This is a genomic window from Amycolatopsis sp. NPDC049159 (genome assembly GCF_040648295.1).
Taxonomy (GTDB): Bacteria; Actinomycetota; Actinomycetes; order Mycobacteriales; family Pseudonocardiaceae; genus Amycolatopsis; species Amycolatopsis pretoriensis_A.
Map to the genome: position 1 here is coordinate 18,022 of NZ_JBEZDL010000033.1, position 15,378 is coordinate 33,399.

The following is a 15,378-nucleotide window of genomic DNA, read 5'->3' on the forward strand; positions in this document are numbered from 1 at the left end:
GGGAGTGATACGTATTACTGACTCCGGGGCAGCGATGGGGGAGTTTCGGGCACTCCGACCTTCAGTCGAGACAGCGGAGGCTGCTCACTTCGCTCGCCAATTCGTCATCAGCCCGTTCCGCGGGCGGTCCATCACGGCGGCGTTGAACGCATTCCCGCTCGCTGCGAACTTCTGCAGGGTCTCCTCCGGCGTCGCTTGGGCGTCGGCCTCGACGTCGGCCGTCGCCATCAGCCGGCAGAGCTCGGGGAGGGTGCAGATGTACAGGTCGATCAGCCTCCGCTGGTCTTCTTGACCACCTTGCTCAGGAGTGGTTCCCAGCTGAAATCGCCCAAAGCTCCTTTGTGGGTGAACGTCGTGCGGTATGAACTGTCCGCCTGCAGCAGATGCAGGGAAACGCCTGATTGCGCGTGCGCATCATTTTGGTAGTGGGCACGCCTGATCCAATTTTCCTCGCTCAGTTTGCCGCGCAGCTCCGGTGGTCGAAGTTCCGGTGCAGGTAGTGGCCGACGTAGCAGGGGTTCGCGAAATAGCCGAACAAGAACGGCCGCGATGACGTGTGAAGGGTCGTGATAATGGGATCCCGTGTTACAGCCGCCGTCTCGATTCCGTCACGTTCGGTTCGCCGGCATGTAATCCGTAACTCGGCCGCCGGCGCAGGCGACTCCGATGGCACTCGCCTAACGAGAAGGTCCGATGAAACCGTTCTTTTGTCACGCGAATCGTCCGATCGGCGTCGCCCTCGAGGTGGTCGCTGTCGCTGGATTGCTGGGCATCGCCGGGGCGATGACTTCCGCGCCGGCCGACGCGGCTCCCGGGCGGACCAGCCGCGGCGACGCGGAAGCCCGTCTTGCGCGCGAGCTGTGCCGGCGGAGCCGCCATCCGGAACCACCACGTGGTCGGCGGTGGCTCGCCGGCCGACATCGACGGGCGGGTGTCCATTCGCGTGCTGCCGTCGGTGGACGGCCGCCACTATTGCCAGGACGACTGGCACGTCATTCTAGTGGCGGAAATCAGCGGCGGGGACTAGCGCCGCAGCGCCGTCTGGGGGTCGAATTCACCTAGTGCCGGAGGTCCTGCTGCCGCTTGCGCAGCTGCTCGAACTCCGGGACCCGGCTCGGGCTCGATGTACCGCCTGGGTGAACGGCTGCTCGTACGGGCGCGGCGGTGGGCGTCGACAACGCGGCCGTCCAGCTCGGTTACGCCTACGAAGCCGAGGTCACGGCTTTGGCGCTCGCCGCGAACCTCGGCTTCATCAGTCAGCTGGGGCCACCCGGGGTTTCGACCACCGTACCGTCGGGCCCGCGGAGCTGGGCCGGTTCGACGCCGTCCCGGACATCGCGGGCACCGGCCTGCCGAGCGTCCGGCGGCTACTGACTCTGGGAGGCCGCATGGTCACCATCGCCTTCGCTCTGACTTGGCCCGGACCTCGCTGGGTTACATCGCGGCCAGCGCAGCACACGGGCGTGGCGCGGCCGTCGACAAGGTGCCTTCCCTGGCGGAGACGGCGCAAGCGCACCGCGCTGGAAGCCCGGTGGTGTGCGGGGGGAAGTACGTCGTACAGATCGGGTAGGTCGGGTCACTTCGTCTGGACGTCGGGACTGAGGTAGATCCACCCGGCACCGCAGACCACGCTGGAGTAGATTTCGTCGCCTTGCTTCCGCCATGCGCCGTAGAAGAAGTTGTGGTCTTCGGAGCCCGTGGGCGTGAGGTACTTGCAATAGGCCGCCGCCCGGAACTGCGAGCCGGGAGCGGATGCGATGCAGTAGGCCATCGACCCGTTGTTGCCGTACTTCGCGGTGGTGCAGCCATTGACGGCCGCGGCCGCGGGTGACGCCAGGGAGACGGACAATCCGGCGGCCGTCAGTGTTGCGGCGACCACGGCTTTTGCAGTGCGAGAGTTCATCGATCCTGCCTTCCGGCGTGTCGGATGGGTGCACAGTGCCCCACGCGGCCGTCCCGTGTGCGGTTGAGAGGACATCCGGAACGTCACCCGGTCGGCCCAGCCGGTCCCTTTCGTCGCTCCCTGGCGGATCCGACGGAGAAGTACCCGGGAGCAAGGGAGCCACCGATCCGGCCGGTGCCGCTCGGTAAGGCATCCGGCCATGCTCATGGTCCGGGAGTTGTGGATCTTGGCGCGCGGCGGCCAGGCCCCACCGTGGACAACGAGATGAGCGCCGCCGCGAGCGGGACCTTCCTCGTCGGAAGGCGCGGCCGGGCAGACGTCCGGCTTCGAAGAACCGGGCGAACGGCAGCGTTGCCCCTGCGCGACCGCCTCACCGCCTCGACGCCGATCACCTGGGTCGAAGTCGAAACTGCTCCAACGCCGCTCAGCTCACCGCTACCGCCAACGATGTCCTCGACCGCGCCCAGTAGCTTGGCAACCTTCTCGCTGAGCTTGGGAAAGTGAAACTTGGCTGTCGGCAGACATAAAACCACCCGACTGGTTGATGCGCCGGTGTCCCGAGTCTAGCTTTTCTCGATGACAACAGGGCGCAATTACCCGAGTGGTGACCGCGATTCGGCGTGTATCGCTTTCGCGTCGTGAGAGGTAGGGCTCGGCGGCAAACAGGGGGAGTATTGCCGCCGAGCCGCACAGCCTGCGATCGGGACGGTCGGGGGGGGCATGCCGGACCGGTCACCTCAGCACTAGACAAGAGGGTCGCCACGACCGGGAATGACGTCCCACCTCGGAGATCACCAAGTCGAGTGATGCGCGCCGGTGCCCGGCGCTCCGCCGAGCGCGCCGGCTCGGCCCCTCACTGAACTGCTCGAGGCGGCCTCAGGTCGACTATCAACGGATGATCACGTAGAACGGGTCGCCATCCAAGATATGGTCAGTACCCAGCCACTTTCCGTAGAGCTGTCCCGCCGTCTCGTTGTGCAGGGCATTGACTGGCCTGACAGCGTAGGTGAGCGGGGTGCTGTCGTTGACTCTGGCCGAGTTCTCGTAAGTGGTGGCAAAGGGATACTCGTCGCATTGGAGCACTTCACCCGCCGCGTTGAGGGTGTAGTCGACGCCCCACCGGACCTGGCAAGCGCGGCGGACCTTGCGGTGCGAGCCCGCGATGTCGTTCTTGGTGTCATAGTCTTTGTAAAGCCTGTGCAGCGGTTCTTCCCCAAATCTGCCAGGCACCTTCTTTCCCAGCGAGCCGGGGTAGGTTAGAACGAGATTGGTCTGAGCATCTTTGATGAACTTCGCCGACTCCCCGTGCTTCGGGTCGCTGGTGTAAAGGGCAAGTGATGAGGAAACCTTATGGAAAACGCATTTGCTTCCGGACACGTACTTGGCGTCGTCGCATCGAACATCTGCTGCGGGATAGAATGTCGTCGCCATCCTGCCCTCGCGATCGGTGACGGTCACCAGGTGGTCAACGGAAAAATAGCCACGCCTCTCCGCACTGTACATATCGGTCGACGCTTTGGTTGTGCTCAGTGTCGACTCGAACCAGGCGGGATCTGCTCCGTTCTCGACCTTCAGCTGAGCAATTGTTTTTGGGGCGCCGCCAAGAGATGTTGTGCAACTACCTTCCCAGGCGGGATCCAGATGAACCTCCAGGCAGCCTATCTTGAGGTCTACTAGCACGCTGTCATCGACAACGTCTTCGTCATGATCGTGGATGAGTCGAATGCCGAATTTTATCCGATTTTCCGCAGGCTGCGCGATCGAAATATAACTTCTTCGAAACACTGACGTGCCAGTGAGGACCCGTTGTCCATTTCGGGTCACATAGTGATCGATGCCGAGCGCCGTTGAAACGCACGAGTTGTATTTATTCTTGAACCAGATGGGATTCGCTGGAGTTACCTGATGTGATTGACATTCATCGAAGGTCACCGGATCGATCTCGTCGCCGGCCAGCATCTCCGGTGTTGTCTGCACGACGTATTTGCTCGACTCCGCCAGGTTGCGCAGCGCATCACCCTGCGGGCCGGAGCTCAGTCTGGCCCGGTGGACCGCCTCGGCTTCCGTCGCCATACCATGGAAGACCGCTGACCGACTCGGGTCGAGCACTGCTGAATCGACGGCGGAGAGCGAGCCGGCCGCGGCTGGCGCCGGAGGTGTCAACAGGCCGGCCGCAAGAGCGCACACGGCAACTTTGATTCTCATCTTCACGGCGTGATCACCTGTTCCAGTCGAATGGGTCGTATAGTCGGCGAGGCTCAGGTGAGCAAATCCATTGCCTGCCAGCCGCCGGTCCCGATCGTTCTCGGGGTTCCCAGCGCCGGGTTGGACTTCCAGCCGTTGAACGGGTAGTAGATCAACACTCCGGCCGGTGTCGCCTTGACAATGTCATTCTTTCCATCTCCGTCGACGTCCATCAGGAAGACCCGTTGCGTCGTCGTCTGATCGAGCTGTCCGGCTGTGAACTTCCACGGGTCATCGGTGTCCCATGTACCCGCGCCCACGGTGAGTTTGTGTGTGTGGCGGATTGCGGTGACAACACCGTCTTCCCCTATGCCGACCAGATCCGGGTCCTCGCGGGCCCATTCTGTGAAGAACAATCCGGCATCTGTTTCCGAGTACCCTGCACCGAAGAGCTGGCGCGGCAGGAATGTTGATTTGCCGTTGAGCCTTCCGGTGTGCAGGTAGAAGTAAATCTTCTGCTCGTCGTTGTCGACCGCGAAGATGTCGTCGAAGCCATCCGTGTTGATGTCGGCGAGCATCAAGGTTTCGTAGATGTTCCAGTTGGTGCCGACGGTGACCGGTGTCCCCCAGGTGGACTTGCCGTTGAGAGCTCCGCTGTGCGGGTAGATGAACAACGTGCCGTCGGTGCGCCGGGCGAGCAGATCCGCCGGCGCCGACGCCGAGGTTTCGTATTCCGGGGTGTCACCGGTGAGTTCGGCGACTCCGATCCAGTTCATCGTGTTCCAGTTCGTGCCGGCCAGGACTCGGGGCCCCAAGATGGCCCCCTGCGGGTTGCGCGTGTGGGGGTAGATCCACAGCGTTCCGTTGTTCAGGTCCGGTTGTCGTGCGATGAGGTCAGGCCAGCCGTCGCCGGTGACGTCCCGCGACCGCGCGGTCGAACGTTGCAGCCGGTCGCCGACCGCCGCCGCCATGTTCGTCGGCCTCGTCGATCCGAGAACCACCGACAGCGGCGCCGGAGGATCACCAGCGGCCGCCGTCGTTGGCACCACGGCACCGAGCGCTGTCACCACGACCAACAGCGTTCGCGACACCACTCCACGTTTGATGAACAACTTCGCCTCCCCAGAGGCAGGTCGGGGACAACCCGGATGTTCCGGGCTCGCCGCCACCACGCCGACATCGAAGACGAGGTTGATGTCCGCGGACGCTGTTCACCTGAATGCTGTAACCCTTGGCTGGCCGCCGGCGCGGATCCGGTCGGGAAAGCTGCGGGCGGTACACGCCCCAGGAGTCCGTCTCGGACGTCGCCGTGGGTCGGATGCTCCGCGCGGTGGATCAGGCTCTGCCAGTCATTGGCCAGGAGCACGTCGATCACGGCCTCTCGGGTGCTGTCGCGGAACCGCCGCCGCGGCTTCAGGTTGAGCCACTCGAACGGGAGCGCCTTGGCCGCGTCCCGGCTTCCCCTGATGAGCAGTTCGCGTCGCGCGCGGGCGGCCGCCTCGAACAGCAGTCACCGCAGCACCTCGTCCGTCGGGTCGCCGAAGTCGCGAACCTGCCGGAAGAACCGGTGGCAGTAGTCGCGCATGGCCGTGATGGCCTGCACGCCGGTCGTGGCCGGGTTGAGTCCGATCAGTTTGTTGACGCCCGTCACGCCCAGGAGATCCATGAACGGCGGTCGGACCAGGGCGCCGAGGTCGGGCGTGATCAAGCTCGCGCCCGACCGTCACGCCGAGGTGCTGCTGCGTGGTGGCGGTGATCCCGGCGATCGGGGTGGTGCCGATCAGCGGCCGGTCGAACACCCACGTCGTCAGCTGCTTCCGCGGCTTGAACCACGGCGAGCGAGCCGGGCGGGGTTCGGCGTCGTCGAAGCGGTCCAGCTCTTGGGCGGCCGCGGTCGCGCGCGCGTCGACGGCCTGGTCGTCGACCTCGTTGGCCGGGTCAGCCGCCAGCTCCTCGGCGTCCTCGGCGCAGCCGTCGTCGTCGCGCGTTGATGCGCATCTGGTTGACGGAGAACGGGGCGGGCGTGGTCACGATGCGCCTCCACCCGGGAGCGGGCGTCATCGCCGCGGGCTTGCGCGCCGAGCGGGATGTCGGTGCGGGCGGTGGTGACGCGGTAGGCAGCGGCCGGCCGGCGAACTCGTCCCACCGGGCCGCGGCGGCCGGGTTGTCCAGGCCGTTACCTGGATTTCGATGGCGTCGGGGCGTCGCGTCTGGAAATTGTCAAGAAACGCGTCGTCTGGCGCAAGGCTAACGGCAGACAACTCACCGGTGGCAGTTGGCTGGCCGCTGGCGCCATAACCCGTCCACAGTGGATCGGCTGGGCCGAATCTGGGTCATAGCGTGATCGGTTGCAACCGGCATCCATCGGTTCTGACCAGCTAAAACGCCCCGTCGTGGCGTCCTGGGCTTCCGCAGTGTGGATGGCGGGCCGCGACGCACGTCGGGATCTGGTCTACCGGGTCGCGGGACGGTCAGCTCACCGGGTCCAAGCCTGCTTGGCCGGCCCGGCTGGTCCCACCCTTGCTTGCCACAGAGAGGAGCCTGGTGCGGTCGATGCGCGCCGTCGTGGCTCGGCGGCTCCACCGGGGCCCGCCGGCCGTCCCAGCAGGCGCGCGGCCAGCGCACCCGGCCATCCGGGTGATAGGAATGGCCGGTGACCGAACCGAACACCATCGAAGCCGCCGCGGCCGAGGCCGTCACGCTGACCAGCGAGCTCATCCGCATCGACACCACCAACACCGGGGACCCCGACACGCTGGTCGGCGAGCGGGCGGCGGCCGAGTACGTCGCGGAGAAGCTGACCGACGCCGGCTACGAGATCACCTACGTCGAGTCGGGTGGGAAGAACCGGCACAACGTGATCGTCCGGCTCGAAGGCGCGGACCGGTCCCGGGGTGGGCTGCTCGTCCACGGGCACCTCGACGCCGTCCCCGCGGACCCGTCGGAGTGGTCGGTCCACCCGTTCTCCGGCGCGATCCAGGACGACTACGTCTGGGGGCGCGGCGCGGTCGACATGAAGGACATGTGCGGGATGGCGCTCGCGCTGGCCCGGCACTACAAGCTGAACAACGTCGTGCCGCCGCGCGACCTCGTCTTCGCCTTCCTCGCCGACGAAGAAGCCGGCGGCAAGTACGGCGCCCAGTGGCTGGTCGAGAACCGGCCCGAGCTGTTCGAGGGCGTCACCGAGGCGATCAGCGAGGTCGGCGGCTTCTCGATCACGCTCAAGGACGACGTCCGCGCGTACCTGATCGAGACCGCCGAAAAGGGCATCCGCTGGATGAAGCTGCGCGTGCGCGGCACCGCCGGGCACGGCTCGATGATCCACCGCGACAACGCCGTCACCAAGCTCGCCGAGGCCGTCGCGAAGCTCGGCAACCACCGCTTCCCGCTCGTGCTGACCGACTCGGTGAAGGAGTTCCTCGCCGGCGTCACCGAGATCACCGGCTGGGACTTCCCGGAGGACGACCTCGAAGGTTCGGTCGCCAAGCTGGGCAACATCTCGCGGATGATCGGCGCGACCCTGCGCGACACCGCCAACCCGACCATGCTCACCGCCGGGTACAAGTCGAACGTCATCCCGTCGGTCGCCGAAGCCGCGGTCGACTGCCGGATCCTGCCGGGCCGGCTCGACGCCTTCGACCGGGAGCTCGACGAGCTGCTCGGCCCGGACATCGAGAAGGAGTGGATGGAGCTGCCGCCGGTCGAGACGACGTTCGACGGCGCGCTCGTCGACGCGATGACCGCCGCGGTGCTGGCCGAGGACCCGGGTGCGAAGACGCTGCCGTACATGCTCTCCGGCGGCACCGACGCCAAGTCGTTCCAGCAGCTCGGCATCCGCAACTTCGGCTTCGCGCCGCTGAAGCTGCCCGCGGACCTCGACTTCTCGGCGCTCTTCCACGGCGTCGACGAGCGGGTCCCGGTCGAGGCGCTGAAGTTCGGCACCCGCGTGCTGGACCGGTTCCTGCGCACGTCCTGATGACCGGCTTCGCGCTCGCCGACGGTACGCCACTGCAGGTCATCCGCAGGGGCGACCCGGCCGCGCCGGTGACCGCGGTGTTCGTCCACGGCTACGCGCTCGACCAGCGCAGCTGGGGCCGGATCGCACCGCTCGTCCCGGACGCGGCCGAGGGGCCGGTGGCCGTGCTGACCTACGACCAGCGCGGCCACGGCGGTTCGGGGCGGGCGCGGCGCGGCACCGCGACCATGGCGCAGCTGGGCGACGACCTCGCCGAGCTGCTCGAGCGCGAAGTGCCCGGCGGCCGGGTGGTGCTCGTCGGGCACGACATGGGCGGCCTGGCGATCATGTCGCTGTCGCAGCGGCACCCGGCGCTGTTCGCCGCCCGCGTGTCCGGCCTGGTGCTGCTGGCGACGTCGTCGGGGACACTGGCCACCGAGGTGTCGGCGGCCTGGCCCAGCGCGCTGGGGAAACTGGCGCGCGACCTCGAAGCGGTGCTCGGTTCGAAGCTGTTCGGGGTCGTGCGCGAGCGCACCAGCCGGGCGGTCAGCGCGGGCCTGCGCTGGTGGCTCTTCGGCGACGACCCCGACCCGGAGCTGGTCGAGCTGACCGTGAAGATGATCCGCGGCAACTGGCCGCACACCGTGTCGCTCTTCCGCCCGGCCCTCGACGCCTACGCGCGCGACGCGGCGCTGGCGCAGGTCGGCGGCGTGCCGGTGACGGCGATCGTGGGGGAGCGGGACCGGATCGTGCGGGCGTCCGACGTCGAGCAGTGGGCCGGCGGGCTCGACGACGGGGCCGCCGTGGTGCTGCCGGGCGTCGGGCACGTCGTCCCCTTGGAAGCGGCGGCGCAGGTGCTGCCGCGGGTGGTCGCCCTCGTCAACGCCGTCTACCGACAAGACGAGATTTCTTGACAACTTCTCTGTTCGGCCGCGATGCTGGGCGCATGTTCTCCGTGGCGGTGATCGAAGACCCGGCCGCGGCCGAGGTGTCGCTGGACCCGATCCGCGCGCGGCTGCTGGCCGAGCTGGCCGAACCCGCGTCCGCGACGATGCTCGCCGCGCGCGTGGACCTGCCGCGCCAGAAGGTCAACTACCACCTGCGGGCGCTGGAGTCGCACGGCCTGGTGGAGCTGGTCGAGGAGCGGCGCAAGGGCAACGTCACCGAGCGGATGATGCGGGCGACGGCGGCGTCCTACGTGATCTCGCCGGCCGCGCTCGCCGCGGTGCAGCCCGACCCCGCGCAGTCACCCGACCGGCTCTCGGCCCGGTGGCTGCTCGCCGTGGCCGGGCGCCTGGTGCGCGACGTCGGCCTGCTCATCACCGGCGCGGCCAAGGCGAAGCAACGGGTCGCGACCTTCGCGCTCGACGGCGAGGTGCGCTTCGCCTCGCCCGCCGACCGGGCCGCGTTCGCCGAGGAGCTGACCACGGCGATCACCACGCTGGTGGGGAAGTACCACGACGAGGCGGCCGAGAAGGGCCGCGGTTACCGGGTGGTCGTCGCCGTCCACCCGAGCATCCCGGAGGAGACCGCCAGTGGGGCGTGAGTTCGAGCTGACCGACGTCGCCGAGGTCGACGCGACGCCGGAGCAGGTGTGGGACGCGATCGCCACCGGCCCGGGCATCGACTCGTGGTTCATGGGCCGCAACGAGGTCGAGGGCGGCACCGGCGGCGTGGTCCGCGGCGCGTTCGGCGGGTACCGGCCCGAGTACCGGATCCGCGAATGGGACCCGCTGGAGAAGCTCGTCTACGGCAGCGACCCGGCGCCGGACGGGCGGAAGATCGCCTACGAGTTCCTGGTCGAAGGCCGCGACGGCGGGAGTTCGGTCGTCCGCTGCGTCACCAGCGGTTTCCTGCCGGGCGACGACTGGGAGGACGAGTTCGAGGCGATGAGCGCGGGCGGCGCGCTCTTCTTCCGCACGCTGGTCGAGTACGTCACGCACTTCGCCGGCCGCACGGCGGTCCCGGTGACGGCGTTCGGCCCGCCGGTGGGGGACTGGGCCGAGGCGTGGACCCGGCTCGGCCGGGCGCTGGGGCTGTCCGCACGACCCGCGGTGGGCGACCCGGTCTCCCTCGGCGGTGTCGTCTACGTGGCCAACGACCAGACGGTCGGGATCCGGACCCCGGACGCGATGCTCCGCTTCATGAAGGGCTTCCACGGCCCCATGGTCGCGGCGCACCACGTCTTCACCCCGGGCGCGGACGCCGAGGTGGAGGAGAAGACCTGGACCGCGTGGCTGAACCGGGTGTTCGGCTAGGTCGGGAGCCCGCCCGGCAAGCTTTCCTTGGTCTTCTTCCGGCGCAACCAGACCCTGCGCGTCCCGTCGGCGTAGAGCCGCACGGTGCGCAGTTCCCAGCCCGCGAACTCCGCGTGGATGGAGAGCTGGATCGCCGCCGCGCGCCGGGACACGCCCGGGGGGAGGTGCAGGCGGCGGTACTCCCAATCCCCTTCGACCACCGCCTCGCTGACCGTCGTCATGGCTGGATCACCTGGGTCCCTTCTCCGGCGGCCGAGCCGACGAGCACGCGGCCGCTGCTCTCGTCCACCCCGACCGAGTCCGGCTGGCGCACGGTGGGGAACCGGTACTTCTCCACGGGTTCGCCGCCGCGGACGTCGAACCCGGCCACTTCGTTGCGTTCGGTCAGCGTCACCCAGGCCAGGCTCCGCTTCGCGTCGTAGGCGATCCCGTACGCGCCGCCCGGCACCGGGTAGCGCTGCCGCAGGATCAGCGGGCCCGCCGAGAACGCCAGCAGGGCACCCGCCCGCACGTCCGTCACCAGCACCCGCCCGTAGGAGTCCGCCACGGCGTTCGCGGCACCGTCGCCCGCCCGCAGGCCCTCGTCGACCTTGCCCGCCGCGACGTCGACCGAGAACACCGCCGTCCGCAGCCGGTCCAGCACCACCACGCCGTCGCCGGTGTCGACGACGTCGTCGGCGCTGTAGAGCTGCCCGCCGATCGTCCGCGCCGGGCCGCTCGCGGGGAGCACCCGGATGTCCTTGCCGTCGCCCATCGCGACCAGCCGGTCCGCGCCGAACGCGATGCTCGACGCCGGCTTCCCGCCGGTCTTCGTCTCGGTCAGCTTCCGGTCGGGCAGGGTCAGCTGCTGCACCACGCCCGCACCCGGCTCGGCGATCTCCACCCGGCCCGGCGTCACGGTCAGCTTCTCCGCCTCGCCGTATAACGGCATATTCACCGGGGCGGACGCGAGCGCGTTCAGGTCGTAGAGCCGCAAGGACGGCGGCTCGGAAAGCGCCACGACGAGGGTCGAGGTCTTCGCGTCGACGGCCAAGGCGGAAACAGCGCCGCCGGGCAGCACCTGCCCGGCGGGCTTCACGCTCACCGCGGGGGACACGGCCGGGCGCGCGGCCTGCGGGTTCGCCACGATCTGCAGCTCGTCACCGGTCGACTGCGCCGACGAACACCCCGAGAGCACCAGGGCACCGGCGAGCGGCAGCGCGATCCACGACACGGCGGTGAGCCGACCCACGCTGTGGCCTCCGGTTGTTCCTCGGCGGATGGTCTTCACCAGCATGCTCCTCGATCCCCTTGCCGTCACGTCCGTGTCACCCAACAGACACCTACCGCGGCCAGCGCTCGGGGTAGCCGGCTTCGATGGCGCTGACGTCGTCGAGCGCGGACCGGATGGCGGGCGGCAGGGTGATGGCTTCGGCGGTCAGCGAACCGGTGAGCTGACCGGTGTCCCGCGCGCCGACGACCGGGGCGACGACACCCGGCCGGTCGCGGACCCAGGCCAGCGCGACGGCCAGCGGCGAGGTGCCCAGCCCGTCGGCGGCGGTGGCGACCGCCTGCACGATCCGGGCGGCGCGGTCGGTGCGGTGGTGCTCGACGTAGCCGGCGTACGCGCTGTTCGCGCCGCGCGAGTCGGCGGGGGTGCCGGTGCGGTACTTGCCGGTCAGCACGCCGCGGCCGAGCGGCGCCCAGGGCAGCAGCCCGATGCCGTGGTGGTCGGCGGCGGGGACGACTTCGCGGTCGACGCCGCGTTCCAGCAGCGAGTACTCGACCTGGGTGGAGACGATCGGGGCGACCGCCGATGCGGTCGCGGCGGCCGTGGCCAGCTGCCAGCCCGCGTAGTTCGAGACGCCGACGTAGCGGACCTTTCCGCTGGTCACGGCGTATTCGAGGGCGGAGAGGGTCTCGGCGAGGGGCACGCAGCCGTCCCAGGCGTGCAGCTGCCACAGGTCGATGTGGTCGGTGCCGAGCCGCTTGAGCGAGCCGTCGAGCGCGGTGAGCAGGGCGCCGCGGGAGGCGCCGCCGCCGAACGGGCCGTCGGTGCGCTTGGCGACCGCCTTCGTCGCGATGACGACGTCTTCGCGGGGGACGAGGTCGCCGAGCAGGGAGCCGAGCACCCGCTCGCTTTCGCCTTCGCCGTAGATGTCGGCGGTGTCCACCAGGGTGCCGCCGGCGTCGACGAAGGCGACCAGCTGGCTGGCCGCTTCCTCCGCGTCGGTGTCGCCACCCCAGGTCATGGTGCCGAGCGCCATCCGCGAGACACGCAGTCCCGAGCGGCCGAGCAGTCGCTTTTCCACGACCGCCGAGCCTAGTGGGCGGGCCCCGGCGAACCTGACCAAGGTGAGTCGTGTCGCGGCGGAGGGCCCCCGTTAGGGTTCGGCCCCGTGCGACTCGGACTCAATCTCGGCTACTGGGGAGCGGGGAACGACCCCGCGAACCTGGCCCTGGCGAAACAGGCGGACGACCTCGGCTACGCCGTCGTGTGGGCGGCGGAGGCCTACGGCTCGGACGCGGTGACGGTGCTCACGTGGATCGCGGCGCGGACGTCCCGGATCGACGTCGGCGCCGCCGTGCTGCAGATCCCGGCGCGGACGCCGGCGATGACCGCGATGACGGCCGCGACACTGGACACGCTCTCGGGCGGCCGGTTCCGGCTCGGCCTCGGCGTGTCCGGCCCGCAGGTGTCGGAGGGCTGGCACGGCGTGCGGTTCGATTCGCCGCTGGAGCGCACCCGGGAGTACACGGCGATCGTGCGGTCGGCGCTGCGGCGCGAGCGCCTGAAGTTCGAGGGCGAGCACTTCACGCTGCCGCTGCCGGACGGTCCGGGGAAGGCGCTGCGGCTGACCGTCCGCCCGGCGCGCAAGCACCTCCCGCTCTACCTGGCCGCGATCGGCCCGAAGAACCTGGAGCTGACCGGCGAGCTCGCCGACGGCTGGCTGCCGGTGTTCTTCTCGCCGGCGCACGCGGGGGAGCAGCTGGACCGGATCCGGGCCGGCGCCGAGCGGGCCGGGCGCACGCTGGAGGGTTTCGACGTCGTCCCGACGGTGCCGCTGGTGCCGGGTGAGGACTGGCGGGTGTGCGCGGACGCCGTGCGCGGCTACGCGGCCCTCTACCTGGGTGGGATGGGGAGCAAGGAGAAGAACTTCTACAACCGGCTGGCTTGCCGGATGGGCTTCGCGGCCGAAGCCGCGGAGGTGCAGGACAAGTACCTGGACGGCGACCGGGCGGGGGCGATGGCGGCGGTGCCGCTGGAGTTCCTCGACGCGACGTCGCTGCTGGGACCGAAGGAACGGATCGCGGAGAAGATGACCCAATACGCCGAAGCCGGCGTGACGACCCTGTCGGTGTCGCCGTTCACCCCGGAGCCGGCCGCTGCGCTGCGCACCGCCGCCGAGGCGCTCGAGCTGGCGGGGGTGGCGTGACGTGGGCTGGTTCGAAGCACTGGTGCTGGGCCTGGTCCAGGGCCTGACCGAGTTCCTGCCGATCTCGTCGAGCGCGCACCTGCGCATCGTCGCGGCACTGGCCGGCTGGGACGACCCGGGCGCGGCGTTCACGGCGGTCACCCAGATCGGCACCGAGCTGGCGGTGATCATCTACTTCGGCCCGAAGATCGGGAAGATCCTGCGGGCCTGGTTCTTCTCGCTGACCAAGCCGGAGTGGCGGCGCGACCCGGACGCCCGCCTGGGCTGGCTGATCATCGTCGGCTCGCTGCCGATCGTGGTGCTGGGCCTGCTGCTGCAGGACCAGATCGACAGCGCGTTCCGCGACCTGCGGATCACGGCGAGCGTGCTGATCGTGTTCGGCCTGATCCTGCTGCTCGCCGACCGGATCGGGAAGCAGGAGCGCACGCTCGACCACCTGACGGTCCCGCACGGCCTCGGCTTCGGCTTCGCCCAGGCGCTCGCGCTGATCCCGGGCGTGTCCCGCTCGGGCGGCACGACGAGCGCGGGCCTGCTGCTGGGCTACACCCGCGCGGAGGCGGCGGAGTACTCGTTCCTGCTGGCGCTCCCGGCGGTGTTCGGGTCGGGCGTGTACAAGCTGAAGGACATCGGCTCGGGCGAGGTACCGGCCCAGTGGGGCCCGACGATCCTGGCGACGCTGGTGGCGTTCGGTGTGGGGTACATCGTGATCGCGTGGCTGATGGCCTACATCAAGAAGCGCAGCTTCGTGCCGTTCGTGGTGTACCGGCTGGCGCTGGGCGTGCTGCTGTTCGTGCTGATCTTCACCGGCGCCTTGGACCCGAACGCGGGCCCGGTCGGGCACTGACCCGGAACCGGGTGTCGCCCGCCGCTCGCCGCCCGCGTGGGGGCCGGGTGATCGGCCCCCACGTAGGGTGGGTCCCGTGAGTACGGTGATCCTCCTCCGGCACGGCAAGTCGACGGCCAACGGTTCCGGCATCCTCGCCGGGCGCTCCCCGAAGGTGAACCTCGACGACACCGGCCGCGCCCAGGCGGAGAAGCTCGTCGAACGGCTCGACGGGGTGCCGCTTTCCGCGCTCGTCGTCTCGCCGATGCTGCGGTGCAAGCAGACCGTCGGCCCGCTCGCCGCCGCCCGGAGCCTCGGGAAGACCGTCGAGCCCGGGCTGTCCGAAGTGGACTACGGCGACTGGACCGGCAAGGAGCTCAAGCACCTGGCGAAGGAACCGCTGTGGCGGGTCGTGCAGGCGCACGCTTCGGCCGCGGTCTTCCCCGGTGGTGAGGGCCTAGCGCAGATGCAGGCGCGCTCGGTCGCCGCCGTGCGGGCGCACGACCGGCGGATCACCGCCGAGCACGGTGACCACGCCGTGTGGCTCCTGTGCAGCCACGGGGACGTGATCAAGTCCATCCTCGCCGACGCGCTCGGGCAGCACCTCGACGCCTTCCAGCGGATCGTCGTAGACCCGGCGTCCATCTCGGTCGTGCGCTACACCGAGACGCGGCCGTTCGTCATGCGGGTCAACGACCACGGGGGCGATCTGCGCGGCATCGTGCCGCCGGAACCGAAGCCGGAACGCAAGCCGAAACGGGGCAAAAAGGCCGCGTCGAGCAGCGACGCCGTCGTCGGTGGTACCACCGGGCCGTGAGCTTGGCCACCTCCGGAAAGCG

The 15,378-nt window shown here is 69.2% G+C and carries 18 protein-coding genes; 10 read left to right on the forward strand and 8 right to left on the reverse strand.

Features of this window, described 5'->3' with window-relative positions; genetic code table 11:
* Nucleotides 1–84: 84 nt before the first annotated feature.
* Nucleotides 85–228, reverse strand: coding sequence for a hypothetical protein (locus AB0B33_RS41890; RefSeq protein WP_360782390.1), 144 nt, complete (start codon nucleotides 226–228; stop codon nucleotides 85–87).
* A gap of 619 nt (nucleotides 229–847) precedes the next feature.
* Between AB0B33_RS41890 and AB0B33_RS41895 the strand changes: the two genes are divergently transcribed.
* Nucleotides 848–1,027 (forward strand): hypothetical protein, encoded by a 180-nt coding sequence (locus tag AB0B33_RS41895; protein WP_360782391.1) that lies wholly within the window; start codon nucleotides 848–850, stop codon nucleotides 1,025–1,027.
* Nucleotides 1,028–1,164: 137 nt separating this feature from the next.
* The gene (locus AB0B33_RS41900; protein WP_360782392.1) at nucleotides 1,165–1,374 is read left to right on the forward strand and encodes a hypothetical protein; all 210 of its coding nucleotides are present in this window, start codon (nucleotides 1,165–1,167) and stop codon (nucleotides 1,372–1,374) included.
* 202 nt (nucleotides 1,375–1,576) lie between these two features.
* On the opposite strand, the gene AB0B33_RS41905 is transcribed toward AB0B33_RS41900, so the two are convergent.
* From AB0B33_RS41905 to AB0B33_RS41920, 4 genes are all read right to left on the reverse strand, one after another.
* On the reverse strand, nucleotides 1,577–1,903 hold the full coding sequence (locus AB0B33_RS41905) for a hypothetical protein (protein WP_360782394.1): 327 nt from the start codon (nucleotides 1,901–1,903) through the stop codon (nucleotides 1,577–1,579).
* 888 nt (nucleotides 1,904–2,791) lie between these two features.
* On the reverse strand, nucleotides 2,792–4,114 hold the full coding sequence (locus AB0B33_RS41910) for a hypothetical protein (RefSeq protein ID WP_360782396.1): 1,323 nt from the start codon (nucleotides 4,112–4,114) through the stop codon (nucleotides 2,792–2,794).
* A 47-nt stretch (nucleotides 4,115–4,161) separates the two neighbouring features.
* Nucleotides 4,162–5,199, reverse strand: a complete 1,038-nt coding sequence (locus AB0B33_RS41915) for a hypothetical protein (protein ID WP_360782398.1) — start codon at nucleotides 5,197–5,199, stop codon at nucleotides 4,162–4,164.
* 398 nt (nucleotides 5,200–5,597) lie between these two features.
* Nucleotides 5,598–5,795, reverse strand: a complete 198-nt coding sequence (locus AB0B33_RS41920; protein ID WP_360782400.1) for a hypothetical protein — start codon at nucleotides 5,793–5,795, stop codon at nucleotides 5,598–5,600.
* Between AB0B33_RS41920 and AB0B33_RS41925 the strand changes: the two genes are divergently transcribed.
* From AB0B33_RS41925 to AB0B33_RS41945, 5 genes are all read left to right on the forward strand, one after another.
* Nucleotides 5,788–6,078: a hypothetical protein gene (locus tag AB0B33_RS41925; RefSeq protein ID WP_360782401.1), complete on the forward strand. Its 291-nt coding sequence runs from the start codon at nucleotides 5,788–5,790 to the stop codon at nucleotides 6,076–6,078. The two genes, AB0B33_RS41920 and AB0B33_RS41925, sit on opposite strands and share 8 nt — an antisense overlap.
* Nucleotides 6,079–6,740: 662 nt before the next feature.
* The gene (locus tag AB0B33_RS41930; RefSeq protein ID WP_360782403.1) at nucleotides 6,741–8,063 is read left to right on the forward strand and encodes a M20/M25/M40 family metallo-hydrolase; all 1,323 of its coding nucleotides are present in this window, start codon (nucleotides 6,741–6,743) and stop codon (nucleotides 8,061–8,063) included.
* The gene (locus tag AB0B33_RS41935; protein WP_360782405.1) at nucleotides 8,063–8,956 is read left to right on the forward strand and encodes an alpha/beta hydrolase; all 894 of its coding nucleotides are present in this window, start codon (nucleotides 8,063–8,065) and stop codon (nucleotides 8,954–8,956) included. The genes AB0B33_RS41930 and AB0B33_RS41935 overlap by 1 nt, the downstream gene beginning before the upstream one ends.
* Before the next feature lie 32 nt (nucleotides 8,957–8,988).
* Nucleotides 8,989–9,588, forward strand: a complete 600-nt coding sequence (locus AB0B33_RS41940) for a helix-turn-helix domain-containing protein (RefSeq protein WP_247023399.1) — start codon at nucleotides 8,989–8,991, stop codon at nucleotides 9,586–9,588.
* Nucleotides 9,578–10,300: an SRPBCC domain-containing protein gene (locus AB0B33_RS41945; RefSeq protein WP_360782407.1), complete on the forward strand. Its 723-nt coding sequence runs from the start codon at nucleotides 9,578–9,580 to the stop codon at nucleotides 10,298–10,300. The genes AB0B33_RS41940 and AB0B33_RS41945 overlap by 11 nt, the downstream gene beginning before the upstream one ends.
* Here the strand turns inward: AB0B33_RS41945 and AB0B33_RS41950 are convergent.
* The 3 genes from AB0B33_RS41950 to AB0B33_RS41960 all read right to left on the reverse strand — a co-directional run bounded on the left by AB0B33_RS41950 (nucleotide 10,297) and on the right by AB0B33_RS41960 (nucleotide 12,591).
* Nucleotides 10,297–10,521 (reverse strand): DUF5703 family protein, encoded by a 225-nt coding sequence (locus AB0B33_RS41950; protein WP_247023397.1) that lies wholly within the window; start codon nucleotides 10,519–10,521, stop codon nucleotides 10,297–10,299. The two genes, AB0B33_RS41945 and AB0B33_RS41950, sit on opposite strands and share 4 nt — an antisense overlap.
* Complete coding sequence (locus AB0B33_RS41955) at nucleotides 10,518–11,531, reverse strand: hypothetical protein (RefSeq protein ID WP_360782409.1); 1,014 nt, start codon at nucleotides 11,529–11,531, stop codon at nucleotides 10,518–10,520. Before AB0B33_RS41955 ends, AB0B33_RS41950 begins: the two co-directional genes overlap by 4 nt.
* Nucleotides 11,532–11,622: 91 nt before the next feature.
* Nucleotides 11,623–12,591 (reverse strand): aldo/keto reductase, encoded by a 969-nt coding sequence (locus AB0B33_RS41960; RefSeq protein WP_360782411.1) that lies wholly within the window; start codon nucleotides 12,589–12,591, stop codon nucleotides 11,623–11,625.
* An 87-nt stretch (nucleotides 12,592–12,678) separates the two neighbouring features.
* Here AB0B33_RS41960 and AB0B33_RS41965 point away from each other — a divergent pair, with 87 nt between their 5' ends.
* From AB0B33_RS41965 to AB0B33_RS41975, 3 genes are all read left to right on the forward strand, one after another.
* Complete coding sequence (locus AB0B33_RS41965) at nucleotides 12,679–13,716, forward strand: LLM class F420-dependent oxidoreductase (RefSeq protein ID WP_360782413.1); 1,038 nt, start codon at nucleotides 12,679–12,681, stop codon at nucleotides 13,714–13,716.
* Nucleotide 13,717: 1 nt separating this feature from the next.
* Entirely contained in the window at nucleotides 13,718–14,560 is an 843-nt protein-coding gene (locus AB0B33_RS41970; RefSeq protein WP_247023393.1) for an undecaprenyl-diphosphate phosphatase, read from the forward strand.
* A 76-nt stretch (nucleotides 14,561–14,636) separates the two neighbouring features.
* Complete coding sequence (locus AB0B33_RS41975) at nucleotides 14,637–15,356, forward strand: histidine phosphatase family protein (RefSeq protein WP_360782415.1); 720 nt, start codon at nucleotides 14,637–14,639, stop codon at nucleotides 15,354–15,356.
* Nucleotides 15,357–15,378 lie beyond the last annotated feature (22 nt).